The sequence below is a fragment of the Natrialba aegyptia DSM 13077 genome, assembly GCF_000337535.1.
GTDB lineage: Archaea > Halobacteriota > Halobacteria > Halobacteriales > Natrialbaceae > Natrialba > Natrialba aegyptia.
In genome coordinates this window covers 59255-83992 of record NZ_AOIP01000009.1, presented here as the reverse complement: position 1 = coordinate 83992, position 24738 = coordinate 59255, and the positions used below count along the sequence as shown (strand labels likewise).

Here is a 24738-nt window from a genome sequence, read left to right as displayed (position 1 = left end):
TGCACAGCAGTGCCTATCCGACTCCACGTCGATCACGTTGATCCGCGCTCGCTACTGGTAAATGTACCACTCGCCGTCATCTTTCACCATGGGGAAGTAGAACTCATCGACCGGCCCCGACGAATACGAGACGTACACGAACGCGTTGTCGTCGAGACCGCTCTCCTCGAACGTGGCGCTCAAATCGTTCTTTATACGGTAATCTACTATCCGGCGGGAGTGGAGCGATCAGGTTAGGCTGATTCGGGCGTCGCCGTCTGCAACTCGCTCGCGCGCGAGCGCGCCTGCGAGATTACCGCGGGTCGCGCCTCGAAGGAGACGAGTACGTCTTCGTCCCCGTAGGTAACGTCGTCGACGTGGGCGTTGTCGTGGATCCACGAGACCACGCTCATCGTCTCGTCCGTCATCGGCAGTACGAGCCGTTCTTCCTCCCAATCGGGCAGTTCGCTGTCGATCCGATCGAGCAGTGCGTCGACGTTCGTCCCCTCCCGCGCGCTGACGGTAACCGGGTTCGGTGCGAGCGCGGACAGCGCCTCTCGCTTTTCCGCGAGTTCAGCGTCGTCGACGGCGTCGATTTTGTTGAGGACGGTGACGATGGGGGCCTCGTTGCGCTCGTAGAGGGTGTCGTGGCTGGTGACGAGTTTCTCGTGGATGTCGTCGACGTCTTCGCTCACGTCGACGACGAGCAAGACGAGGTCGGCCCGGTAGACGGAGTCGAGCGTCGATTTGAAGGATTCGACGAGCCAGTGGGGCAGATCGCTGATGAAACCGACGGTGTCGGTTACGAGCACGTCGCGCGGGTCGATGTCGGCGCGGCGGGTGGTCGTTCCGAGCGTGGTGAACAGTTTGTCCTGGGATTCGGCGGTCGAGTCGAGGTCGGGATGGAGATCCTCGTTCTCGTCGACGTCGAGATCGGCCGCGAGTCGTCGGAGTAGCGTGGATTTGCCGGCGTTCGTGTAGCCCGCGAGGGCGACCAGATCGAAGCCGGAGTTGCGCCGTCGTTCGCGGCGGTGTTCCTCCGTTTGTTCGATGCGCTCGAGTTCGTCGGTGATGCGGCTGATCTGGTCTTTGATGTCCTGCTCGCGGCTTTCGTCGTACTCGCCGAGCCCCATGAAACCGGGGTGCTCGTCGCGTTTGGCGAGGCTGGTCTTGGCCTCGGCACGGGGCAGTTCGTAGCGGAGTTCGGCGAGTTCGACCTGGAGCTGGGCTTTTCGAGTTTGGGCGCGCTGGCCGAAGATTTCGAGGATGAGGGTGAATCGGTCTATGACTTCGACGCCCTCGGGCAGGAGCTGGCCGAGGTTGTACGTCTGGTAGGGGCCGAGCCGGTTGTCGAAGATGACGGTCGTCGCATCCGTGGCGGCGGCTGTTTCGGCGAGTTCTTCGGCCTTGCCCTCGCCGATCTGGAGTGCGGGGTCAGCCCGGCGGGACTGGGTGATCTCACCGACGACGGTGTAGCCGGCGGCGGCGGCGAGGTCGCTGATCTCGCTGGTGTCTGGCGTTCCGGAGTCGACGCGCTTGGCGATGAGTGCTCTCATGCGGATTCGAATGCAATTGCAGGGGTCACTTCGGGTTTGTCGGTGATTCTGCGGTTGGGTCGGATGGTGGTGATGGTGGTGTTTGTACTGGTGCTGACGGCGTCTGGACGAAAGCCGCCACTACCGTTGGTGAGACGTATCACAGATGATTCCACTGCCGCTGCAGGGACACAGCCACAGAGCAGCGTGGACAGTGTACTCGATTCTCGGCCGGTGCTGCCGAGACGAAGCGCGGACTGTTGTGGTTGAGACTCGATCCGGTGGCGTCGCTGTTGCCGAAACGAAGAAGGCTCCATGCGCGCACGCGAGCACGGGTGCGGGTACAACTGCAACCGCGACCGCGACCGAGCTGGCGACGAGACGCCATCAGCCACGCTCGAGGTGCCGGCAGGCCACCTCCGTTGGACGCAAGACAATCATACTCCACTGTACGTCTCCAACCGCCTTGAATCCCGTGCCCGCACTGAACTCGTTGTTGTACCGCCGGTTCGCTGGCCGCTCGCTCGACGGAAATCGGATCAAAACAGTCATTATCTGTGATACGAATACTCGCGGTGATGGTTTCCGCCGACCCGACGACGCTCGCACTCGAGTTCATCGCCGGCGCAGTCCTCGGCGGGCTGCTCGGCTTTGGGACCAAGCGAGTCGCCAAACTGATCGCCATTATCTTCGGCATCGAACTGATGGTTGTTCGCTATCTCCAGTCCCAGGGCATCGTTATCGTGGACTGGGATCGACTCTCTGCCGGGCTCATCACGACACAAGAACAGACGGTGTCAAACGCCGGTGTCACTGCCCACTGGATCGACTCGCTCCTCTCCGTCGCCTCGATCGCCGTCGGCTTTACGAGCGGCTTTCTGATCGGATACTACCGCGCCTGAGACGGGCTGCTGGCAGTCAGTTCCAAAGGAATTCGAACCGCTGCAACTGCGCTGGAAATCGGTATGGCAGACCGTCTGACGCCATCTGTGTCCGGGAACGGTACGTAGACCGGGTTAGAACAGAACGTCCGGGACTGTAATACTGCAGTGTCGCTGTTGGATTTCCAGTCTCAGGGACTTCCGGTCTCACACCGGTACCGTCACGACGCGCCACTGACTATCGCGTCTGAATATCGTCCTTGTCCTTGATCAACTCCGTCTCAGCGTTGCCGCTCGAGTGTTCGTTGACCACGTCGTAGAACTCGTTTTGCATCCCTGCGGGGAAGGTGACGACGCCGATCCAGGAACCGTCGGCCTGCCACTCCTCGCGCTCGAGGTCGCCGAACTGTCTGACCTGGGCCTGCGCGCTGCCCGCGTACTCCGCCGGAATCTGGACCGCGATCGTCACCTCCTCGAACCGAATCGGGATCACCGGTCGAAGGTCGTCCAGCGCGTCGTCGACCTGCGATTCGACCGTCTCCATCGGATCGACGGTAAAGCCCGCTTCCTCGAGTGCGTTCTCGATCCGTTCCGGCGGGTGTGGCGCATTATCCATCTGCGGGTTGACCGCGTTGCGCGCGATGGTGTCGACCAGCTGTTTACGCTTTTTCTCTTGCATCTCGCGTCGCTGCTCGGCCGTAATCTGGATCTCCCCCTCCGTGATAACGTCCGGGATGATTTCCAGTGGATCCGTCGTATCGAAGACCTTCTCGAGGTCGCTCTCGGCGGGGCGGTCCCCGCGGGAGGCGTTCTCGAAGACGTCCTCCGCAGCGATGACGTCCTCCAGGTCACCCTCGAACTCGCCGCGTTTGATCGCGAGAGCCGCATCCGGATCGACCAACACTTCAAAGCGCGCCCCGTGTGACTCGAGTCGCGCTGTCACCGCCTCGTCAAGAGAGATCATACCGAAGCGTTCCTCCGGCTTCCTAAAAGAGTTTTTCCTGAGACGAGGCAGTTGCTCGGAGCCGTCGAACGAATCCGAATCCCGAAACAGTGACAAACGAGTGCAGTAGCGCGAGTTGTCAGGAATCGGGGAGTCGGGATCGAGAACCGATGATCGTGAACTCGAGCGACCGAGCGGGTCGTCACGAGTCTCTGGCCCGATTACTCTTCGGATTCGCCGTCCTCGTCGCCCTCATCGAGGAGATCGTTTTCGGTCAAGTGGTCCGCGATGCGGTCCTGTTCGAACTGTTCGAAGCTCTCGGTTTCGGCGTCAACGGTCGCGAGGCCGACCTCGCTCGGGAGCAGCGAGCCGTCGTTGACCGACGCGAGCGCGTCGAGTGCGAGCTGAATGCCGCCGTCTAAGTCAGCCTCGTCGTCGTAGTTCTCTTCCAGATAGCTCTGGAGTTCACTGCGGTCGGCACCGACGGCGAGGGCCTTCCACTCGTATGGCGTCCCGGACGGATCGGTCTCGAACAGGCGCGGCTCGCCGTTTTCGACGCCGCCGACGATCAGTGCGACGCCGAACGGGCGTGCGCCCCCAACCTGGGTGTACTGCTGGATGTGGTCGGTAACTTCCTTCGTCAGCGTTTCGACGCCGATCGGTTCGCCGTAGCGCAGTTGGTTGACCTGCGTCTGTCGGCGCGCGAAGTCGATTAGCTGACGCGCGTCGGCGACGTGACCCGCGCTCGCGATGCCGATGTGGTCGTCTGCCTTGTGGATCTTCTCGACGCTCGAATCTTCGAGCAGCGGCGAGGGAACGCGCTTGTCGACGGCCAGCACGACGCCGTCGTCGGTTCGCACGCCAATACTCGCCGTGCCACGTTTGACCGCCTCGCGGGCGTACTCCACCTGGTAGAGTCGGCCGTCGGGCGAGAAGATCGTGATGCCTCGGTCGTACGCCTGCTGTTGGGCTTGTCCCTGCATAGTATCACGCTAAATCGTAATCGTAGTCGTAATCGAGGTCTGTCGTCCCCGCGAACGCCGCATCGAGTCGCACGTCTACAGATCCATCGCGCACGACGGCGACTCGCTCCTCGTTCCCGAACACGACGTTTCTCTCTTCAGAATCTTGCCCGCGTCGCCCTAAATACTTTTCTTCAGCGGCACGGATCGTGCCACTGATACCGCTGACCCGAACACCGACAGGATGCCCGTCGATTTCGTCGATGCAAGCGAGCGCCGCTCGCGCTTCGTCTGTCCACCCGTGTCTGACCTTGACGAGCGCCTCACCGACGCCTGCATCGGCACTGAACTCGAACTGCAGGACCGACAGCTCGGCGCGTGCGCTCCCCGGATCACCGAGCAGATTCTGGCCCGCGTACCAGCATTCGCGCTGAAACGCCCGGCGATCGATCGCGGCGTCGGGCCAACTTTCGATCTCGACCGCGAGATACCGCCAGCGCGGCCGGAGGTGTTTTGGAAGGTGTTTCATTCGTTCTGGTCCGCGTCAGGACGGCCGCGTTCGGCCACCAACACGCCGACCTGCTCGTGAACGCGTTCGACGGCCGACAGTGAGAAGCCGGCGTCCGTAAGCGCATCCGCGAGGAAGCCGACGGTCGCCGGATCGTCGACCTCCGGCGAGTAGAACGGCTCGTCCGGGTTCGGCTCGCCGAAGAACATCACGTCCCCGAGGACGAACGTGCGCGGCCCGAGGTCGGCGATCACCGAAATCGCCTCGCGCTTTTCCTCGTCCGACAGGTGATGCATCGCGAAGTTCGACGTTACGATATCGACGTCGCCGTCGTACTCGGGCTCTCGGAACGTCCCGTGGCCGAACGCGACGTTCTCGATCCCTTCGTCGGCCGCTTTCGTCTCCGCTTCCGACATCATGCCCTCGCTGATGTCTCGCCCGACGACGCGCTCGGCGTCCGAAGCCAGCGCGATCGCGATCGCGCCCGTTCCGGTCCCGAGGTCGAGAACGACATCCTCCGTATCGGGTGCAGCGTGCTCGATAACCAGGTTCGCGCACGCGCGATACTCGGCGGAACTCTCGTCGTCGTACTCGCTTGCGATCTCGTCGAACCGGGCGGCGTGATCCTCAATGCTCCTCTTCATACCTGCCTCGTTCGACCCCCGGCTCAATGAACGACTCGGACTGGATCCGTCGGTTGCGCTCGGCCATCCGCCCCCACTCTTCGAGTCCCGCCTCGACGAACGAACTCGAGAGACCGAGTTGCTCGCCGAGCGCCGCCAGTTCCCGCGGCGCGCGGAGTTCGAGGTGTGACCGCGGCGTCGCGCTCACGACGTAGGGAGCGTCGTAGTGGCCGACGATGTCCGCGAGCTTTCGCAGCGACTGGATGATCCGCACGCGTCGTCCGCCGTGGGTGCGAAGGACGCCCGAGAGATCGAACTCGAAGCGAACGCCGTTCTCGACGGCTGCCTTCGCGAGCACGTGATTCACATCGCCCCCCTCGGCCATCGGCCGGGCGAGCACGTCCACCTTCTCGTTTTCCACGGCAAAGCGGTTCATCGCGGGCGTCCCGCCAGCGACCGCGACGATCGTCTCGTCGGTCCGGTAGTTGCCGACCGCACCGCTTGCCTGTTCGACATCGTCGGCGTCGATTTCGATCCCTTCGACCACGTCGATCCCGTACTCGTTCCCGATCCGCTCGGCGTCGAACTCGGCCCGCTCGTCCGCGCGATTGCGCACGACCACGCCCTCGAAGCTGAACTCGGCCGCCGTCTTCGCAAGTCTGGCGACCGTGCTCTGTCCGTCGGGGTGGGCGTGGACGGCCTCGTACATAGTCGGGGACTCACGCGGCGAGAACTTGGGGTTTGCGTCATCCGGCGACAACGGCTGTCCGCCGAGTGGAAGACATCGAGTTCAGCGAGAAACAGTGAGAGCGACAGTCGGCGTCGGCCAGTCTCAGTTCAGGATAGACTGGGCGACCGTCGCGAGCTGGCCGTTGTCGGCCTCGCGGAGCCGGTCGTCGCCGATCTTCAGGCGCAGGCGCGGCCGACCAACGTCGATCGGTACCTTCTCGGTGTCGATCAGGCCCATGTCCTCGAGCTTGGTCTTCGTGCGGCTGAAGGTCGCCTTCGACGCGATGCCCACGTCCTCGCCCCACTTGCTGATGTCGTACAGCAACGCCTCGTTCTTGGCCGCGACGAGCAGCGAGATCGTCACTTCGTCGAGCCCGTCGCCGTCGCCACGGGCCGTCTCGAGCGAGTTCAGGATCGCGGTGAAGTCGTCCTCGGCCTCGGGGCTGATCTCGTCGGAAAGGGTCTCTCGAACGTCCGTAATCGGCGGCGTCCGGAGGTTGTAGGCGGGTGCGTCCTCCCAGCGGGCGGCGTAGGTGTCGTACGTGTCCTCGACGAAACTGTCGTCGTCGGTGACGAGGCCGCCGACGCGGTCGCCGGCGTGGACGACGGCGATGACGCGGTCTTCGGTGACCAAAAGCGAGTTCTCCGGCGCTTCCTCGAGCGTGTGGAGTGCGAGTGCGCCCTCGCTGATGAGGTCCGCCGCGTTCGAGGCGACGATGAAATCGTCCATGACCGCCTTCAAGGTACGCTCGTCGGCGAGCATGTGGACCGACGGGAGCGAGCCATCGAGCGCCGTCGCGACGGCGATGAACTCCTCGATGGCGTCCCGCGAGGGGTTGACCATGTAGACGTCACCGCTTGCGTCTTCGAGGATTGATTCGAGTATATCGTCAATCTGGTGGTTGAGTAAATTCGAAGCCATCTCTCTGCAGAAGTAAACGAGGTCCCAGTACTTAATTTTGGTGGCCATCTTCACGGCAGAACTTCTCACCTGATTGACGAACGGGTAATTTTTGTCCCGTTGTTGTTCATTATAGCTATAGGTTTCTCAGAACAACAGGATGGTCGGTCGATGAACGGAATCGACGGCCTTCGTTTAATCCGTATCTGATTGCGAGAATTAATTAGAATAATTATATAAGAGTGTCTTGGTAATATCGGACTGCATGGGTTTCAGTAGTACCCGACTCTGGATGGATGTATGGCCCTGCCAGCTGAGTGATGGATTGCTCTCTCGTCTCCGTTCGGACGACTATACGCTGTTTGCAGAGCGCGTGAGTACGTACGGCGGTCCGTAGGCGAACCGATCTACTCATCGCTACTCGTCGAAGTGCGACCAGAGCGAGTTCGACCAGTAAATATCGCCGTCGTAAATCACCGACGCCTCCGTTTCTTTGAGCAACGTTACGAGTTCGGGTTTCGAGACGATGAAATTGGACTCGGAGCCACAGAGGTAGGCGACCTCGTTGTCGGCGGTGTGGGGGAAGTAATAGGAGCCGGTGACGCGGGTCGAGTAGCAGTCGAAGGTGACGAGATATCGGGGCTGATCGTTTCGTGCTGTCTGTTGTGGCTGGGATGTGCCGTCGGTGTCGTTGCTCGCGGTACTTGCGGCGCTTGCAGCGCTTGCAGTGCTCGCATCCGGATCGCCGTTCCGGATTGCGCGCGAGGAGCGTCTGTATTCCGCGTCGAGTTCGTCGATGCGGAGGGTGGTGGGTACGCGGTGTTCGCCTTGCGTGAGCGAGTGGGTGCCGTCGCCGACGACGGTGTAGTCCTTCCCCATCATGATGCGTCGGCGTGCGAGTTCCATCGCTCGTTCGATGCTGAAGCCGTTGACGAGCAGCGTCGCGAACGTGGAGCCGACCTTGATCGCGTGCTCGTTCAGGACCTCGGTGACGGTGACGGCTCCGGCGACGCTGCCCTTCTCGATCAGCGCACGTCCCTCGTAGAAGGAACCACACGCGTTGAGAAAGAACGTCTGAGCGGTACAGCGGTCGAGACTCGCCGTCGAGAGCGTGCCGTCGGGACAGCAGAGGCCGTCGGTCTCGCAGTGGCCGATGTAGTGGACGAAGTCGTGGCCCGTCTCGAAGACGCGAGCGAGTTCGGCCGTCGTCAGGCCGTCCTCGACGGTGACGGTCATCGGGAGGTCGCCGGACCGAGAGCGGTAGATCTCGGCCACGTCGTCGTGTTCGCCGGCCATGTCCGGGTCGTTGAGAACGACGCAGACGGAGGTTTCCTCGCAGGTGCGATCGAGGAACGCGAGCCGGTTGTGGTAGGCCTCCGGCGCAGCGGTGAAGACGTCGACGGGGACGCCGTCGGCGAGCCAGCCGTGGGCCCGGCCGTGGCGCAGTTCGGGCTTGACGATATCGACGGACGCAACCTGTCCTCCCGTTCCCGCCCGCTCGCCGTCGCGGTAGAACGCCTCGAGCGATCGTTCGACGAGTTCACGCCCCTCGAGCGTCGACGTGCGGGGTCGATAGAGCAGGCTCATCCGGTTGAGCAGGAACGGCAGCGTCTCGACGCGGCTGAACTCGGGGGCGACGTACGTCGCGAGGTGCCAGTCGGGCAGGCGGTGTTCGATCGCCCCGAAGGGAACGTCGAGGTAGGTCGCGAGTCGGTCCTGCGGCGAGGCCGCGTACAGCGACTCGCTGTCGAGATCGAGGATCTCGAGCAGTCTGGATTCGTCGAGTTCGGTGCCGTAGGGCCCGGCGTTGCGGACCAGACAGTCGAGGAAGAACGTCTGTCGAAGCAACTGTTCGACCTCGCGCTCGAGTCGAGGCGGGCCGGGGAGGGAGCGTTCGACATCGTACTCGGGAAGGCGAAGCCGTGCGCCGCTAATCGTTGGGTCCGTGCGAACGCGCGCCTGCAGGTAGTACGCCAGCGGCGCAGTGACGTACAGCGACTCGTACTCGGGCGGGACGACGAGTTCGGTTCCGGTCCGTGGCGTGTCGGCGCGAACGCGGTCCGGAATCGCCAGTTCGTCGCCCGGTTCGAGCAGCGGCGGGTGGCCCCGGAGCGTCGGGTAGGAGCGGTCCGGTCCCGTCGTCTTGTGCGAGGACGGGAGGTGGGAAATCGCCCGCGCGAGGGCCGCCGGTGAGTCCGGAACGGTGATCGTTCCAGTGGGGAACTCGTGGCGGCTGCGAAAGCCGAGGATGACGTGCGTTCGCTCGGGAAAGGAGACGACGACGGACTCGAAGTCGTCCGTTCGCTCGATCCGCGCCGCACCGGCAAACTGCAGGTAGGTTTTGATCTCGGTGTCGACGTCGACGACGTACTCCCCGGGCGAAAGCGAGAGCGGGTCGCCGCAGGGATCGAGTTCGAGTGGCGTCGACGATTCGCGGGGGAACGCGTAGACGACGGCGTGGGGCAAGCGCAGTTCGCGTGCGGTCACCGCGACGGTTTCGTCGACCGGCCGCGGAACGTCGAGCGTCGGGTCGGCCTCGTCGATACTGAACTCGGTCCCGGTCACGGCAAGGGCGGCGGTATCGCTGTCGGTGACGGAGAGGCCATCCTGTTGGGCGTCCCACACAAGCATCCGGTGCGGTACATCCAACGCAGTCAAGTTAGTTGTATCGGATGGTAGTCAATAACAGACGACATGATCGTGCTGACTGGCGCTTGCGTTCGTGGCCCGCTTTGCCGAAGAGAGGTACACTTATACAGCAGCCAGACACCACATCGGATATGGACCACGAGCACGTTCGAGAGGTCGATCCCGCCGTCGCCGATGCGCTCGAGGGCGAGGTGGACCGCCAGCGATCGACGCTCCAGATGATCGCGAGCGAGAACCACGCCAGTCGCGCCGTCATCGACGCCCAGGGAAGCGCGCTGACGAACAAGTACGCCGAGGGCTATCCCGGCTCGCGCTACTACGGCGGCTGCGAGTTCGCCGACGAGGTCGAAGAACTCGCGATCGAACGTGCCAAAGAACTGTTCGGTGCCGAACACGTTAACGTCCAGCCGCATTCGGGGACGCAGGCGAACCAGGCCGTCTACTTCGCAATGCTCGAACCGGGCGATAAGATCCTCTCGCTGGATCTGAACCACGGCGGCCACCTCAGTCACGGTCACCCGGCGAACTTCGTCGGCCAACTCTACGACGTCGAGCAGTACGAGGTCGACCCCGAGACGGGCTACCTCGACTACGAGGGCCTCGCCGAACACGCCGAGGAGTTCGAACCGGATATCATCGTCTCGGGCTACTCCGCGTACCCGCGCGAGATCGAATGGGAACGCATTCAGGAGGCAGCCGACAGCGTCGACGCGCTCCACCTCGCCGACATCGCCCACATCACCGGCCTCGTCGCCGCGGGCGTTCACTCGTCGCCGGTCGGCATCGCCGACTTCGTCACGGGTTCGACGCACAAGACCATCCGCTCGGGTCGCGGCGGCATCGTGATGACGAGCGAGGAGTACGCGGACGATATCGACTCGGCCGTCTTCCCCGGCGGCCAAGGCGGACCGCTCATGCACAATATCGCGGGCAAGGCCGTCGGCTTCAAGGAAGCGCTCGAGCCCGAGTTCGAGGAGTACGCCGAACAGACGGTCGCAAATGCCGAAGCGCTCGGCGACCGGCTCGCCGAACACGGCTTCTCGCTCGTCTCGGAGGGGACCGACAACCACCTCGTGCTCGTCGACCTGCGCGAGAGCCACCCCGACACCTCCGGCGGCGACGCCGAGGAGGCGCTCGAGGACGCCGGCATCGTCCTCAACGGGAACACGGTTCCCGGCGAGACGCGCTCGCCGTTCGACCCGAGCGGCATCCGCGCCGGCACCCCGGCGCTGACCACGCGCGGCTTCGACGAGGACGACTGCCGAACGGTCGCGGACCTGATCGCCCGCGTCGTCGACGAGCCGAACGACGAGGACGTGATCGCGTCGGTCCGCGAGAAGGTCGACGAACTCTGTGCAGCACACCCGCTGTATCAGGACGAGTAACCGCGGTCTGACGGCCGTCGCCTTTCTGCAATTTCGCTTCTCAGTGAGCAGTACCGTCTCATCGTGAGCTACAGAACGGAGCACAGCGCCGACAGCATCACGTCAGCAACCGCCGACGCGTCCGTTACTCGGTCGAGTCGTCCGCGTTCGAATCGGCCTGCCGGCGAACCCATTCGAGACCGAGCGCACCGCTGACGATGCCGGCACCGGTCGTGAAGCCGGGAACGGTATCGTCCCCGGAGCTTCCGTCCGTCTCGTTGGACGTTCCGTTTTCGGCGCTGTCGTTGCCGTTCCCGTTACTACCGCCGTCGGAACCACCGTTATCGCTGCCGTTCCCGCCGCCGGTTCCGTCACTTCCCTCGGTCGCGTCGTCCCCCTCGTCCGCCCCTTCGTTCCCGTCGTTACCGCCATCGGCCGAATCGCCGTCACCCTGGTCACCGCCCTCGTTACTTCCGTCTTCGTCACTGCCGTCTTCGTCACTGCCGCCTTCGTCACTGCCGTCTTCACCGCCCCCACCGTTCCCGTCTTCATCACCTGCCCCCTCTCGGAGCGCGATGAGTTCACCGCTGCGGTCGACGTAGATCGTTCCGTCGCTGATCGCGCGAACGCGACCGACGGGAACGTCGTCGTTCGAGAGGATCCACTGCTCGGTTCCGTCGTACTTGTTCAGTGCAACGAGAGCCGCATTGTACGGTGGCGCGTCCTCGCCTTCGGAGCCGGCATCGGTAAAGTAGACGTACACCGTCTCGCCATAGATGGCGGCGTGGCCGGCGTTAGCGTTGCTCTCGACCTGCCAGTAGTACTCGTGTTCGTACGCGCCGACCTCGAGTTGGTGGTCGGTCCCGGTAACGTAAATTTCGTCGTCGAGCGCCCAGTCGACGCTCTCGGATGCGACCAAAATATCGTCATCGCCGGTTTGTGCGTTCACGAGTACGCGCTCGGCCTCCGAGTTGCCGACGGCGACGGTACTGGCCGTCGCTCGAACCTGGGTGTTCTTCGCGGCCGTCCCCAGGTACGGTATCGGAGCGAGCCACACCTCGGCCCCGGTTTCGGGCTCGAACGCGACGGCACCGCCCCACGACAGGGCGTAGACGACCCCGTTCGCCACCGCGGTGTAGCTGGTGAACTCGTATTCCGCTTCCTCGTCTGCCTCCGGGTCCGGGGGTGCGGTGATCGACTCCTTGCGCCACCGAACCGACCCGTCGTCGGCTTCGAGGGCGTACAGCGTCCCGTCGACGCCGACGTAGACCGCGCCGTAGGCCACCGTCGGACTCCCGAGCAGTGCGTCGGTGTCGAACTCGCTCTCCCAGCGGACGCTCCCGTCCGAGCTATCGAGCGCCACGACCTCGTCGCCGGTGACGTAGACCGTCTCGCCGACCACCGCCGGTTCGCTCGCGTCGACGGTCGCGTTCTCCCAGACGAGCGTTCCGTCGGCCGCGTCGAACGCGGCGACGCCGTCCGCGGTCGAGGTGTAGACGGTGTCGTCGGCGACGGCGATCGGTCCGGTCGATCCGACGGACCAGGCGGCCGCGAGCGCATCGGCATCGAACTCGGTGCCGGCGTCGACGCTCCTGCTGTGGCTGGCGTCACCGGCGAACGACGCCCAGTCTTCGTCCTGATCCGGATTCGGTTCCAGCGACGGGTCCGGAAGCGACTCGGCGGCGGATTCCTCCGAGTCGTCCCGGCCGGCGGCGATCGAGGCCATCCCGCTCCCGACGGAAAGCGCTGCACCGGTTGCGAGTACCGAACGGCGATCCCAATCAGACATACCGGTATCACTCCCGGAGACCGTCGTTACTATCCAGTTGTTACGACGGATTTGATCCCTGAGCAACTGTTTTGCAAACCGTTCACGACCGCACCCGCATCCGTATCAGAACGCCGGCAGCACTTCCTCCTCGTAGAACTCGATCGCCCGCTCCTGCTCGGGACCGATCTGGTGGACGTAGACGTGATCGTACCCCGCGTCGACCGCCGTCTCGATACTGTCGATGTGCGCCTGCGGGTCCGGATCGGTAGTGGTCCCGCTCTCGGCGATATCGTCCCGGTCGACCATCTCCGTGGCCTGCTCGAAGTGCGCCGGCGTCGGCAGTTCTTGCCCGAGTTCACCCGGCAGTGAACCGTTCGGCCAGTACTCGTGAACGGTGTCGATCGCCTCGTCCTCGCTGTCGGCGTAGCAGATGTGCAACTGCGAGTAGGCGGGGCCGTCGCCCCCGGCGTCCTCGTACTCGTCGACCACCGCACCCTTCGGTCCGGAACACCAGAGTCCGTCGCCGTGTTCGGCGGCCCAGCGGGCCGTCTGCGGACCGAAGGCGCTCGCGATCGTCGTCGGCTGCTCGTCCGGGACCGTGAACAGCCGCGCGTTCTCGACCGTGTAGTGCTCGCCGTGGTGGCTCGTATTGTCGCCGGTCCAGAGGCTGCTCATTACGTTCATGGCCTCCGTCAGCATCTCGAGTCGAACGTCGTGTTCGGGCCAGCGGTGGCCGGTGACGTGCTCGTTCAAGTTCTCGCCGGTGCCGACGCCGAAGGTGAACCGGCCGTCGAACATCTCCTCGACCGTCGCGACCGCCTGCGCGACGTTGACCGGGTGGATGCGCATCGTCGGACAGGTGACGCCGACCCCGACCTCGATCTCGTCGGTCGCCGTCGCGATCCCGCCGAGAGTGCTCCAGACGAACGGCGACTCCCCCTGCGCCGGAATCCACGGATGGAAGTGATCCGAGATCGAGACGAAGTCGAAGCCGGCCTCCTCGGCGCGGCGGGCGTACTCGACGAGTTCAGTTGGACCGTGCTCTTCGCTCGAGAGGGTGTAGCCGAGCTGGGTCATGCCGAAACCGTATCACGAACGCGCCGGTAACGGTTGAGCCTGCGTGGGCAAGAGCGCGGGAATCGAACCGCTTACCCGGACGGCGTGGGTAGCCATTCGTATGTCTGCCGTCGTTGCCGCGACTGAACTCGCGAAGACATACGGCGAGACGGTCGCGCTCGATTCCGCCTCGCTGACCGTCGACCGCGGCGAGGTCTTTGCACTCATCGGCCCGAACGGGGCCGGCAAAACGACGCTCGTCCGTGCGCTGACGGGAACGACCGATCCCGACTCGGGATCGGCGCGCGTGCTCGATGAACCGCCAGCGGCCGTCGACCGCGACCGACTCGGCGTCCTCCCGCAGGCGTTCTCGCCGCCGGATCGGCTCACCGTTCGCGAACTCCTGACCTACTACGCGGGGCTCTACGAGGAGACCCGCGATCCCGACGACGTGCTCGCCGACGTGGGCCTCGTCGATGCGGCCGACACCTGGTACGAAGACCTCTCTGGCGGGCAGCAACGTCGGGTCTGCGTCGGCGCGACGCTGGTCAACGATCCCGACGTGCTCTTTCTCGACGAGCCGACGACGGGGATCGACCCCGCCGGCCGGCGGACCGTCTGGCGGCTGATCGAGGCCCTCGCCGACGCCGGCACGACGGTCGTCCTGACGACCCACGACATGGCCGAGGCCGAACGACTCGCGGACCGCGTCGGCCTGCTTTCGAACGGTGAACTCGTCGCCCGCGGCACGCCCGCCGAACTGATCGACGAACACGGCGGAACGAGCCGCCTCGAAATCGAGACGGACGCACCCGCGGACGCGTTCGCCGATCTCCCGTTCGCCGTCGAGCAACCGGCTCGAGGCCGACAGCGCGACCACCAGGGCATCGTCGTCCGCGATATTTCGCCCGCCGAAATCGGAACCGTGGTCGACGCGCTCGAAACCGACGGGATCGAGTACTCCGGACTCGCGTGGGCCGAACCCGACCTCGAAGACGTCTACCTGACGCTCGCGGATTCGGCCGAGCGCGCACGAACCGGGCGGGGTGGCGGATTGGACGCGGACGAACCGACCGACGACGAACTCGGCGATGCGCCGCGGGCGGGTGAGACTGCGTGAGCGTCGCGAGCCGCGTCCGGGCCGAGACGGGAGCCGGCTGGCGCTCGTTTATCCGCCGTCGGACGGCGGTCTTCTTCACGTTTTTCTTCCCCGTGATCCTGATCGTCATCTTCGGGGCTCTCGTCCGAACCGACCCCGCCGGCGGCGGGCTGTTCGCGGAGCCGCCGGTCTACTACGTTCCGGGCTATCTCGCCGTCGTCGTCCTCTTTACGCCGCTGTCGCGGATGGGAAGCGAAGTCGCGCGCCACCGCGAGGGCAACCGCTTCGAAAAGCTCGCGACGACGCCGCTGACCCGCGCGGAGTGGCTGCTCGCCCAGACGGTCGTCAACGCCGTCATCATCGGACTGGCGAGTCTCCTCATCCTTGGGCTCGTGATCGTCCTCACGGGCGCCGAAATCGCCTTCTCGCCCCTGCTCGTGCCGTACATCCTCGTCGGCGTCGTCTGCTTTTGCGGCGTCGGTGCGATACTCGGCAGCTACACCGACTCACAGGACGGGGCCGTCGCAGCGAGCAACGGCATCGGCCTCCCGCTCCTGTTCCTCTCGGAGACGTTTATCACGCTCGAGCAGTTACCCGACTGGTTCGAACCGCTCGTGAACCTCTCGCCGCTGACGTACTTCACGCGCGGCGTCCGAGCGGTGACCGATCCCGGTGCGAACCCCGCTACGATCGCCGGCGTCGATCCTGCACTGGCGAACCTCGCCATCCTCGCGGTTCTCGCCGGAATCGTCTTCGCACTCGGCGCACGATCGATCCCGCAGACCGACTAACCGAACTCGACGACGCTCAGTTTACCGACTTCGAGGCTGATTCTGACCCCGACGCCGACTCTCGCTTCGGCCCCAATCGCGTCGGCAACGTGAACGAAAACGTCGCCCCCTCTCCGGGCTCCGATTCGACCCAAATCTCGCCGCCGTGGCGCTCGATAATCCGCTTACAGAGCGCCAGCCCGAGCCCGCTACCCGTCTGCTCGTCGCTATCGTGACGGCGCTGGAACAACCCGAAGATCCGCTCTTGATCGTCCGGTTCGATCCCGACTCCGTCATCACTCACCGAAATCACCCACTCCTTGCCCGTATCGTGGGCGGAGATTTCGATTCGGGGCGACTCGTTGCCGGAGTACTCGATCGCGTTCGACAACAGGTTCTGGAACACCTGCCGCAACTGATTGCCGTCTCCCTCCACGCGCGGCAGTTCACCCGCCGCAATCTCGGCTCCGCTCTCTTCGATCTGCATCCGTAAATCCCGGCGCACGTCCGCAAGAACGTCGTCCAGGTCGATCGGCTCGAACGGCTCCCCCTGCGTCTCGACCCGCGAAAACTGGAGCAACCCGTCGATCATCTCCTGCATCCGCTCTGCCCCGTCGACCGCGTACTCGATGAACTCGCGGCCGTCCTGATCTAGCTCGTCCGCGTACCGATTCTCGATAAGCCGCAAGTAGCTCGTGATCATCCGCAACGGCTCTTGTAGATCGTGCGACGCAGCGTAGGCGAACTGTTCGAGTCGTTCATTCGACTCCTCGAGCCGCCGCTGGTACTTCTTCCGATCCGTAATATCCCGGAAGTACACCGATGCACCGGTCTCCGACGGATAGATCGTCACCTCGAGCCAGAGACCGGCCGGCTCGTAGTAGTGTTCGTAACTCGTCTGTTCCTGCGACTCCATCGCCCGCTCGAAACTCTCCCGGACGACGTTCTCGCTCGCCGACTCCGGGAACTGCTCCCAGAGCTTCTCACCGAGGAGTTCATCCGCCGAGCGCTGCAACAACTCCTCGGCCCGTTCGTTGACGTGCGTATACCGCAACTCCTCGTCGAACGCACAGACCGCCTCGTCGACCCGACCCAGTATCTCTTCGAGTCGGCTCTCGAGTTCACGTCGCTCGGTGATGTCTCTGAACGCGTAGATGACGCCGTCGAACTCGCCGTCTACATCGAACAGCGGACTGCAGTGTATCAGCAGCCACACTCGCTCGTCGGAGGAGCGTCTGATACCGACGATTTCGTCGTACACCGGCTCCTTCGTCTCTTTCACCCGCGAGAACGGGAGCTCATAGAACGACATCTGCTCGCCGTTCTCGTCGACGAGATCCCACCGCTCGTCGTTGTGCGTGTACGTCTCTAATTCCTCGATCGACCGGCCGAGAATCTCTTCCGCCCGATCGTTCGAAAAGACGTGTCGTCCCTCGGCATTGATGAGCGTGATCCCGATCGGCGATGTTTCCAGCACGTTGTTTCTGCGCGTTTGTTCTTCCTTCCGGCGTCGCTCCGCTCGCGTCCGCTCGACCGTCAGCGCGAGCAGATTCGCGACGGCCTCGACGAACGCGATCTCTCCCTCGCTGAACTCGCGCGGCGTCGTCGAATACGTGCCGAGGACACCCCACGTACCGCGGCCGCCAGCCGCATCCCGAGGCGATTCGTCGATACCGGGAGCAGCGCCGCTGGCGGACACACCGCGTCCGTCCGCCTCGCGATCACGGGGGCCCGTATCGATCCTGACGCCGAGTCCGCTCGCCGCCTCGTCTTCGACCGGCGGTCCGGCACGCACAAACCGGTCGTTAGTCGTGAACTCGTCGACGAGAATCGGCTCGGGTGAGACGAGTGTCGCCCCGAGTTGCGTGTCGGGATCGACCGGAATCGGTCCCATCTCGTTCAGGTCACCGGTCCGGCGCGCACCGGCACGAACGCGAAAGAACTCGTGTGCCGAATCGACCTCGAGAACGTAACACGAATCCGTGCCGAGCGTCGACCTGATTCGCTCTGTCGCCGTTCGAAAGAGTTCATCGAGCGTCTCGGTGATGCTGACGTGGTCATCGGCGTCGGAGTCGGAGTCGGAGTCAGAGTCGATACGCTCACTAGCTGCATCCATCCCAGCACGCACGGCACCACGTCGGACGTCGAGTGACCGATCACTGAGTTCGGCCAACACCTGCTGTTGGCGCAACTGCTGGGATCGTTCGGCGTCAGGGTCCCGCGACGGCGAATCCATGTCGATCCACCTACACTGCCGATCCCCGTAAACCCTGTCCTCGAATCTGACTGAAACGGTGATTTTCTCGCATCTGAACCGTTCTTTCCCGTTGGGACGGGTGGCTGCGTATCGATACGAAAGCGGGCCTCGGCCGACCGCCTCACACCGAAACCAGCGGCACGAGCATCGCGCTGAACTCGTAGGTGAAGACGTGATTGAGCAGTACGTACGTCACGACGCCGAGGACGAGGCTCAAAATCCACGCGCCGGCGGCGATGCGGCCGACGCTGGCGTGGGCCGTCTGTTTCAACTCCGCCGGCGTGTGCGTCAGGCCGAGGATCAGCGCGTAGAGAACGACCGGAACGGAGACGATGGAGAGGATAATGTGAATCGCCAGCATGATCAGATACGAGTAGTAGGCCCAGTCCGGACCCTGGAAGAGCTTCGTGCCGCCGCCGCCGACCTTGATCAGGTAGACGACCAGAAACAGCATGATCAACGCGAACCCGCTTATCATCGCCATCCGATGCTTTCCGGTTTCGCCGGCCCGAATCCAGTACCAGCCGGCGACGAGCAGTATCGTCGTCGCCGTGTTGATAACCGCGATCGCGTGGGTGAGGAGATTGACCTGTGCGTTCGTCAGTTCCGGGTACAGCGGCACGTCGAGGAGGAAGGTCCCGAGAACGAGCGTATAGCCCACGACCGTCAGAAAGACTGTCGCTCCGATCGGCCGCTCCCGAAGTCGCTGTTGTGCGTCCGCGGTTGCCATTGTTGACCGTTAGGAGAGATGCCGTATCTGTCTTGCTGTTAGACCCCGCGTCCGGGAATCGTCCACAGGTCGTCGCGAACCGACGCGCGTATCCGTACGAACGCGCCGAAAATCGGGAATGGAGGGCTCCTCTCTCCGCGTCACCGCCGCGTCCCGCCGATTCATACGGTCTGCTGTAACGATTTACCGGCGCGACCGCGCCCGTCCTGCGGTTGCGCCGGAACTGACTTACAGCAGTCCGTATCACTCGATTCGAATCGCCGGCTTCCCCGGTCGCGCCCGCCGTGCCAACTCGTCGGCGTCGAGTTCAGCGTCGCCAAGACGCCCGGTCGGTCCACCGGCATCGGCCTGTCGAACCACGACGGACGCACCGAACTCGTCGGCGAGGAGCCAGGACGCGCGGTCGAGAATCCCGCGTTCACGCCGGGCGGAAAGCGACGACTGCCCGGCGCGGTCGCCTTCCGTCTGCACGAACTCGGCGACGGCCGCCCGGTCGACTGGCACACTGAACTCGAGTTCGTCGAGGACGGCGTCGACGGCGACTGCGTCGTCCTCGACCCGACCGAGATGGGCCAGAACGTCGTATTTCCAGGGCTGTGCGACGACCAGTTCGATGCGCTCCGGGTCGTCGATCGACGCGACATCGACGATGTCTCGAACGTCCGAGAGCGTCGTTTCGACGAGTCGCCGCTCGAGTTCATACTCGATCTCGGTCTCGGCCGTCGGGGCGTCGGCGTCGGTGCCGGCGGTTGTGGGGGTGTCATCGGTTGCGGAGGTGCCGTTGGGAGCGGTATCGGCAGCGTCGGTAGCCGAGGGTGAGGAATCGTCGGCGGTAGCCAGCGAGAGCCAGTCGGTTTCGACGACCAGCCCCTCGCCGCGGAGAATGTTCCAGAGTTCTTCTCCGAGGTGGGGAGCAAGCGGCGAGATGAGCGTGGCGATCGTCAGTAGCCCGCGCCGATAGGTGTCGCCGTGAACGCGATCGAACGATCGGTAGCGTCGAAGCAGCGCCGCGAGTTCACGAATTTCGGTGACCACTCGGTGGAATCGCAGCCGCTCGAACTCGTCGGTAACGGCGGCGATCGTGCGGTCGATCTCTCGGTCGAGGTAGTCGTCGTGGGCCGCGCGTTCGACTCGAGTCGTCCCCTCATCGACGAACGCCGTCGCCATTCCGTACAGGGTCTGCTGGAGGTCGTAGGCACCGCGCACGTCGTTTGCGGTCCACTCGAAGTCCTGTTCGGGATGGGCGGCCGAGAGGACGAACAGCCGCGTCGTTTCCGCGCCGTACTCGTCGGGAGTGACGACGTTGCCGGTCGAGGTGGACATCTTCTCGCCCTCGTAGAGGACGGTCCCCTGGCTAACGAGCCGCTCGACCGGTTCGCGCCGATCGAGCAGCCCTAGATCCGAAAGCGCACGCGTCACGAAGCGGATGTACAGCAGGTGGAGGATCGCGTGTTCGTCGCCGCCGACGTAGATGTCGACCGGCAGCCACTCGTTCGCCCGCTCGGTATCGAAGGGCGCGTCCGCGAGGTCGGGCGAGAGAAAGCGCAGGAAGTACCACGAGGAGTCCACGAAGGTGTCCATCGTGTCCGTCTCCCGCTCGGCCGGCCCGCCGCAGTCGGGACAGGTCGTCTCCTTCCATTCCGTGGCGGCGTCGAGCGGATTGCCGGTCGTCTGGACGAACTCGGGAAGTTCGACGGGGAGTTCGTCGTCGGGAACGAGGACGTGGCCGCAGTCCTCGCAGTGGACGACCGGAATCGGCGTGCCCCAGTATCGCTGGCGGGAGATCAGCCAGTCGCGCAGGCGGTAGGTCACGTCCGATTCGATCGCCTCGTGATCCGAGAGCAGTTCTTCTCGAACCGTTTCGCTCGCGAGGCCGTCGTATTCGCTATCCGTCCCGGTACCGAGGTCGAGCACGCCCTTATCGGTGTAGGGGCCGTTCCCGGGTCCGGAGGCCACGTCGTCCGCCGCGTCGGCCGCGGGAACGACGACCGTCTCCACCGCTAGGTCGCGCTCGCGCGCGAACTCGTAGTCCTGTTCGTTGTGCCCCGGCACGCCCATCACCGCGCCGGTTCCCACGTCACCCAGAACGTACTCGGCGACGTACACCGGTAGCTCCTCGCCCGTCAGCGGATTCACCGCCGTCGCATCCGTTTCGATACCCGAGTCGCTGTACTCGTCACGGTCGGCGTGTCCGGACGCCCCCTCACGAGTTCGTGCGCGGTCGACGAACGCCGCGATGTCCGCGTCCGTCTCTGCGAGTGCGGTCGCCAGGTCGTGCTCGGGCGAGACGGCGAGGAAGGTCGCGCCGAAGGCGGTTTCGGGGCGGGTGCTGAAGACGTCGACGGATTCGGCGGCGCTCGGGGCGTTCGACAGGTCGAACGTGAGTCGCGCACCGTCCTGGCGGCCGATCCAGTTGCGCTGGATCTCCCGAACGCCCTCGGGCCAGCCGTCGAGTTCGTCGAGGCCGTCGGCGAGTTCGTCCGCGTAGTCGGTGATCGTGAAGAACCACTGGTCGAGTTCGCGCCGTTCGACGGGCGTTTCGCAGCGCCAGCAGACGCGGGTTCCGTCGTGATGGTCGTCATCGCCATCGCCATCATTATCGCTGTCGGAGACTGCGACCTGCGCGTCGGCCAGTACCGTCTCGCAGTCCGGACACCAGTTGACCGCCGCGCCGGTGAACTCGACGAGGTCGGCCTCGTAGAATCGCTTGAACAGCCACTGATTCCAGCGGTAGTAGGCGGGCTCACAGGTCGTAACCTCCCGCGACCAGTCGTAGCCAAAGCCCATCGTCTCGAGTTCTTCGCGCATGCGGCGGATGCACGCGCGGGTCCAGGATTCGGGGTCGCTCGCGCGCTCGTAGGCCGCGTTTTCGGCGGGCAGGCCGAAGGCATCCCACCCCATCGGATGGAGGACGTCGTCGCCCTGTAGCCGTCGGTAGCGAGCGTAGGCGTCGGTGATCGCGTAGTTCCGGACGTGGCCCATGTGCAGCGTCCCGGAGGTGTAGGGGAACATGCCGAGGACGTACGTCGGATCGACGGCGTCGTCCGAAAGGCGGGCGACCCCGTCGCGCTCCCAGACGTACTGCCAGAACTCCTGGACCTGCGCGTGATCGTACTGGTCTGTCATGTAGCGGGACTCGTTATCACCACTCTGGGTGCCGTCCATATCATTGTTCGCCACCGGTCGGCACCGGACCTACGCGGCGCAAAGCGCGGGTAACAAGCCCCGTAATCCAGAGCTACAGGTGTGGGCGGCGCTTAACAAAGGCTCACCGTCACGTCTGGAGAGTCTCGAATGGTGAACTCGTCTGACCGGGCCGAACCCGACGATCAGCGTCCGACGACACGGACGCTCATCGTCACGGTTGTGGTGGTGTTGTGTACGTTCTCGCTGCTCATCGCTGTCTTCGCGCCGAATATGATGCCCGACCGCTCCAGTTCGATCGATTCGACGGAATCGACGGACGAGGCGGATGCAACGGACGGGACGGATGAGGCCGATGAGACTGGTGCAACGGACGACATGATAGAAACGAACGAATCGACTGCAAGCGAGGATCCCGACACGACGACGGCGTCCGTAGCCCCATCGAACGGCGAGTCCGTCGTCGACGGTTCCGCGACGACAGTAGACACCGAGGGAACGGTGACGACCGAGACAACCGCGTCTTCGGAGACAAACACGGGAACGGAGGCGTCGACCACGACAGCTCAGACGACCACCTCGGCTGCGGTGGCGACAACGGCGGCCGAAACGACCGCCGAATCGACGGCCGACCCGGAGACAGCATCGGAGCCGACCACCGACGAACACCAGCCATCCGAGCTGCCGGCCGACGTTTCGACCGAGTTCAGCGAGGCCGATGTCGATGCGGCCGACGTGCGCTCTGAACTCGAGTCACGGTGGCGCGACGGGGAGGGAGACGCTGAAAGCGATCAGGATGACGAGGATGACGAGGGCGATGAGGAGTGGGACCCATTGGACGGAACTCCCGGTCGAGACTGAGTCGAGGACGCCCGACCGGCCCGTTGACGTGGGGTTGCCGGCGGCGGGTGAGAGCGGGCCACCGGAGTAGGCAGGCCCACCGGAGACTGCAGGCCAGCCGATACCATGATCTCACGGGGCGGTGCTAGTCTCCACACGGCGTTTATCACTCGATTAAGGGTCAGTCATCGTTCCCGATGGATCGAGCAGTCCGACGGAGAGACGGCGACCGGTTGGGATTGCTATCGGCGCCGGAATAGTTTACTCCAGCGGAATTAACACCTTCATTAGAAAGTCCCTCGCAGGAGTTGTGCCGATACAGACATGACTCGTGGACTGTCTCGACGACAATTGGTCACAGCACTAGGCGTGACATCGACAGCGACGGTCGCAGGCTGTCTCGACGCTCTCTCCGACGATAGTGACGGCAATGGAGACGGCAACGGAAACGGCGACGGCTCCGGCAACGGAAACGGCGACGGGAACGGAAACGGGAACGGAGGCGGCTGGCCCGCGATCGACGATGGCGAGGTCATCTCCGACTTCGAGACAGCAGACGACTGGACCGCCGTTACCGGCGAACTCGAAACCGTGTCGGATGCCCCGACCGGCTCCCAGGGTCTCGCAGTCGAAGGCGACGGCGACCGGGCTGCGATGCGCATCGACATCCCGCGAGGTATCGACCTCGACGGCTGGGACACCTCACTCGCGGTCAAAACCGATTCCGTCACCAAGATTCACTTCGAGTTCATGGCTCCCGAACGCGGGAGTCACCTGACCAGCATCCGTGACATCCCGTCGGACTTCGAGGGGTGGACGCGACTCGACTTCGGGTACATTCAGAAACACGGCGAACCCGATCTCGCGAACGTCAGGCGTCTGAACATCGTCGCCGTCGGGCCCGAGGACGGCACCCGAATCGTGGTCGACGACCTCCGGAAGACCGAGGCCGTCGACAACGGGAAAGCTGTCCTCGCGTTCTACGACGGCCGCGATTCGCACTACGAACTCGCAGCCGACAGGCTCGAAGAACGCGGTTGGTCCGCTGCAGTACCGGTCGATTCCGACCGAATCGGCGGCCAGGGCCGGATGGGACTCGGCGAACTCGACGAACTCACCGAACGGGGCTGGGACATCTGCTCGTACCCGTCCGTCAGCACCCCGCTGCCTGAAATGCCCGAGGACCGCCAACAGGAGGTCATCGAAAGCAACCGAGACGAACTCGCTGAACTCGGTTACGAGGACGGCTCCCGGCACTTCTTCGCGCCCAACGACCGAATGGCCGCAGCGACGCAGACGGTCCTCCGTGACAGCCACGAATCGGCGTTCCTGTTCGGGGCTTCCCCCGCCGGCGCGCCGCCGACCAACCTGCACATGACGCCGCTGATCTGGGGACCGGACCTCCACGGCGGCGTTCGGCGTGCGATCAACCTGTGCGACCAGTTCCAGCAACTCACGGTGCTTCGCATTCCCCGCATCGTCGACACGTCGAACGGCGGGGAGGCCGGCTCGAACAGCATGCCGCTCGAGGATTTCGAAGAACTGCTCGATCACCTCGAAAATCGCGGTCTCGACGTGGTTACACCCTCGGACCTGGTTGATGGGAATTTAGAATAACGGGGATACCGACGAAGAACTCTTCCGCAGAGGCGACGAGAGGCTATTCGGCCGAAGGAACCGGCGTGACGAAGTCCCGTATCAATCGGCCGCATGCAGGTGTCTACTGTAGGAGAGGTCCGGTCGCTGCCAAGGCCGATTGCAACTGGACAGTTGAGATCCGGGAAGTACGGAGATACCGGAAGAAAATCAGTCGCGATTCCCACAACAGTACTACTCTGGGATGCTGTAATGCCCGGAGGCCTGTACGACAGGACCGCTAGTACGGATCGGCCTCGTTCAGGTCAATAGAACGACCTTAGCAACTGTATAGTGAACCGCCGAAAGCGAGAACTGTTCTGGTAATGCAACGCCGCCAGAGTCAACCGTTGCTGCTCAGT

20 protein-coding genes are annotated in these 24738 nt (G+C 64.1%); 6 read left to right on the top strand and 14 right to left on the bottom strand.

Annotated elements, in window-relative coordinates; all coding sequences use genetic code 11:
- Positions 1-51: 51 nt before the first annotated feature.
- On the bottom strand, positions 52-183 hold the full coding sequence (locus C480_RS24455) for a nuclear transport factor 2 family protein (protein ID WP_275040261.1): 132 nt from the start codon (positions 181-183) through the stop codon (positions 52-54).
- Between the two features lie 50 nt (positions 184-233).
- Positions 234-1535, bottom strand: a complete 1302-nt coding sequence (gene hflX / locus C480_RS01830; RefSeq protein WP_006663917.1) for a GTPase HflX — start codon at positions 1533-1535, stop codon at positions 234-236.
- A gap of 557 nt (positions 1536-2092) precedes the next feature.
- Between hflX and C480_RS01825 the strand changes: the two genes are divergently transcribed.
- Positions 2093-2416, top strand: a complete 324-nt coding sequence (locus C480_RS01825; RefSeq protein WP_006663916.1) for an FUN14 domain-containing protein — start codon at positions 2093-2095, stop codon at positions 2414-2416.
- Positions 2417-2633: 217 nt separating this feature from the next.
- Here C480_RS01825 and C480_RS01820 read toward each other — a convergent pair whose 3' ends face one another.
- The 7 genes from C480_RS01820 to C480_RS01790 form a co-directional block, all read right to left on the bottom strand.
- Entirely contained in the window at positions 2634-3359 is a 726-nt protein-coding gene (locus C480_RS01820) for a ribosome assembly factor SBDS (RefSeq protein ID WP_006663915.1), read from the bottom strand.
- A gap of 200 nt (positions 3360-3559) precedes the next feature.
- Entirely contained in the window at positions 3560-4321 is a 762-nt protein-coding gene (gene psmA / locus C480_RS01815; RefSeq protein ID WP_006663914.1) for an archaeal proteasome endopeptidase complex subunit alpha, read from the bottom strand.
- A gap of 4 nt (positions 4322-4325) precedes the next feature.
- Positions 4326-4829: an Rpp14/Pop5 family protein gene (locus tag C480_RS01810; RefSeq protein ID WP_006663913.1), complete on the bottom strand. Its 504-nt coding sequence runs from the start codon at positions 4827-4829 to the stop codon at positions 4326-4328.
- A complete protein-coding gene (locus C480_RS01805) occupies positions 4826-5452 on the bottom strand; it encodes a class I SAM-dependent methyltransferase (protein ID WP_006663912.1) in 627 nt (208 codons plus the stop codon). The genes C480_RS01810 and C480_RS01805 overlap by 4 nt, the downstream gene beginning before the upstream one ends.
- The gene (locus tag C480_RS01800; RefSeq protein ID WP_006663911.1) at positions 5436-6140 is read right to left on the bottom strand and encodes an RNase P subunit p30 family protein; all 705 of its coding nucleotides are present in this window, start codon (positions 6138-6140) and stop codon (positions 5436-5438) included. The genes C480_RS01805 and C480_RS01800 overlap by 17 nt, the downstream gene beginning before the upstream one ends.
- A gap of 123 nt (positions 6141-6263) precedes the next feature.
- Complete coding sequence (gene tbsP, locus C480_RS01795; RefSeq protein WP_006663910.1) at positions 6264-7082, bottom strand: transcriptional regulator TbsP; 819 nt, start codon at positions 7080-7082, stop codon at positions 6264-6266.
- 396 nt (positions 7083-7478) lie between these two features.
- Positions 7479-9692, bottom strand: coding sequence for a polysaccharide deacetylase family protein (locus C480_RS01790; RefSeq protein WP_006663909.1), 2214 nt, complete (start codon positions 9690-9692; stop codon positions 7479-7481).
- Positions 9693-9841: 149 nt separating this feature from the next.
- Between C480_RS01790 and glyA the strand changes: the two genes are divergently transcribed.
- On the top strand, positions 9842-11095 hold the full coding sequence (gene glyA, locus C480_RS01785) for a serine hydroxymethyltransferase (protein ID WP_006663908.1): 1254 nt from the start codon (positions 9842-9844) through the stop codon (positions 11093-11095).
- A 124-nt stretch (positions 11096-11219) separates the two neighbouring features.
- Here the strand turns inward: glyA and C480_RS01780 are convergent, their stop codons facing one another.
- Positions 11220-12863: an outer membrane protein assembly factor BamB family protein gene (locus C480_RS01780; protein ID WP_006663907.1), complete on the bottom strand. Its 1644-nt coding sequence runs from the start codon at positions 12861-12863 to the stop codon at positions 11220-11222.
- Positions 12864-12968: 105 nt separating this feature from the next.
- Positions 12969-13922, bottom strand: a complete 954-nt coding sequence (locus C480_RS01775; protein ID WP_006663906.1) for a TIGR03557 family F420-dependent LLM class oxidoreductase — start codon at positions 13920-13922, stop codon at positions 12969-12971.
- Positions 13923-14022: 100 nt separating this feature from the next.
- Here C480_RS01775 and C480_RS01770 point away from each other — a divergent pair, with 100 nt between their 5' ends.
- Positions 14023-15021: an ABC transporter ATP-binding protein gene (locus tag C480_RS01770; protein ID WP_006663905.1), complete on the top strand. Its 999-nt coding sequence runs from the start codon at positions 14023-14025 to the stop codon at positions 15019-15021.
- A complete protein-coding gene (locus C480_RS01765; protein WP_006663904.1) occupies positions 15018-15791 on the top strand; it encodes an ABC transporter permease in 774 nt (257 codons plus the stop codon). The genes C480_RS01770 and C480_RS01765 overlap by 4 nt, the downstream gene beginning before the upstream one ends.
- Before the next feature lie 16 nt (positions 15792-15807).
- Here C480_RS01765 and C480_RS01760 read toward each other — a convergent pair whose 3' ends face one another.
- The 3 genes from C480_RS01760 to leuS all read right to left on the bottom strand — a co-directional run bounded on the left by C480_RS01760 (position 15808) and on the right by leuS (position 21922).
- Entirely contained in the window at positions 15808-18006 is a 2199-nt protein-coding gene (locus tag C480_RS01760) for an ATP-binding protein (protein ID WP_006663903.1), read from the bottom strand.
- 142 nt (positions 18007-18148) lie between these two features.
- A complete protein-coding gene (locus C480_RS01755) occupies positions 18149-18757 on the bottom strand; it encodes a DUF420 domain-containing protein (protein WP_006663902.1) in 609 nt (202 codons plus the stop codon).
- A 243-nt stretch (positions 18758-19000) separates the two neighbouring features.
- Positions 19001-21922, bottom strand: coding sequence for a leucine--tRNA ligase (gene leuS, locus C480_RS01750; protein ID WP_006663901.1), 2922 nt, complete (start codon positions 21920-21922; stop codon positions 19001-19003).
- 129 nt (positions 21923-22051) lie between these two features.
- On the opposite strand from leuS, the gene C480_RS01745 reads away from it, so the two are divergent.
- The gene (locus C480_RS01745; protein WP_006663900.1) at positions 22052-22762 is read left to right on the top strand and encodes a hypothetical protein; all 711 of its coding nucleotides are present in this window, start codon (positions 22052-22054) and stop codon (positions 22760-22762) included.
- A 348-nt stretch (positions 22763-23110) separates the two neighbouring features.
- A complete protein-coding gene (locus C480_RS01740; protein WP_006663899.1) occupies positions 23111-24358 on the top strand; it encodes a polysaccharide deacetylase family protein in 1248 nt (415 codons plus the stop codon).
- Positions 24359-24738: the final 380 nt, after the last annotated feature.

Excerpts from the sequence above, each read along its gene's own strand:
- leuS (WP_006663901.1), bottom strand. The coding sequence starts at position 21,922 with ATGGACGGCACCCAGAGTGGTGATAACGAGTCCCGCTACATGACAGAC.
- C480_RS01805 (WP_006663912.1), bottom strand. The coding sequence starts at position 5,452 with ATGAAGAGGAGCATTGAGGATCACGCCGCCCGGTTCGACGAGATCGCA.
- C480_RS01800 (WP_006663911.1), bottom strand. The coding sequence starts at position 6,140 with ATGTACGAGGCCGTCCACGCCCACCCCGACGGACAGAGCACGGTCGCC.
- C480_RS01775 (WP_006663906.1), bottom strand. The coding sequence starts at position 13,922 with ATGACCCAGCTCGGCTACACCCTCTCGAGCGAAGAGCACGGTCCAACT.
- psmA (WP_006663914.1), bottom strand. The coding sequence starts at position 4,321 with ATGCAGGGACAAGCCCAACAGCAGGCGTACGACCGAGGCATCACGATC.
- C480_RS01755 (WP_006663902.1), bottom strand. The coding sequence starts at position 18,757 with ATGGCAACCGCGGACGCACAACAGCGACTTCGGGAGCGGCCGATCGGA.
- C480_RS01780 (WP_006663907.1), bottom strand. The coding sequence starts at position 12,863 with ATGTCTGATTGGGATCGCCGTTCGGTACTCGCAACCGGTGCAGCGCTT.
- glyA (WP_006663908.1), top strand. The coding sequence starts at position 9,842 with ATGGACCACGAGCACGTTCGAGAGGTCGATCCCGCCGTCGCCGATGCG.
- tbsP (WP_006663910.1), bottom strand. The coding sequence starts at position 7,082 with ATGGCTTCGAATTTACTCAACCACCAGATTGACGATATACTCGAATCA.
- hflX (WP_006663917.1), bottom strand. The coding sequence starts at position 1,535 with ATGAGAGCACTCATCGCCAAGCGCGTCGACTCCGGAACGCCAGACACC.
- C480_RS01790 (WP_006663909.1), bottom strand. The coding sequence starts at position 9,692 with ATGCTTGTGTGGGACGCCCAACAGGATGGCCTCTCCGTCACCGACAGC.
- C480_RS01810 (WP_006663913.1), bottom strand. The coding sequence starts at position 4,829 with ATGAAACACCTTCCAAAACACCTCCGGCCGCGCTGGCGGTATCTCGCG.
- C480_RS01770 (WP_006663905.1), top strand. The coding sequence starts at position 14,023 with ATGTCTGCCGTCGTTGCCGCGACTGAACTCGCGAAGACATACGGCGAG.
- C480_RS01820 (WP_006663915.1), bottom strand. The coding sequence starts at position 3,359 with ATGATCTCTCTTGACGAGGCGGTGACAGCGCGACTCGAGTCACACGGG.
- C480_RS01760 (WP_006663903.1), bottom strand. The coding sequence starts at position 18,006 with ATGGATTCGCCGTCGCGGGACCCTGACGCCGAACGATCCCAGCAGTTG.
- C480_RS01825 (WP_006663916.1), top strand. The coding sequence starts at position 2,093 with ATGGTTTCCGCCGACCCGACGACGCTCGCACTCGAGTTCATCGCCGGC.
- C480_RS01745 (WP_006663900.1), top strand. The coding sequence starts at position 22,052 with ATGGTGAACTCGTCTGACCGGGCCGAACCCGACGATCAGCGTCCGACG.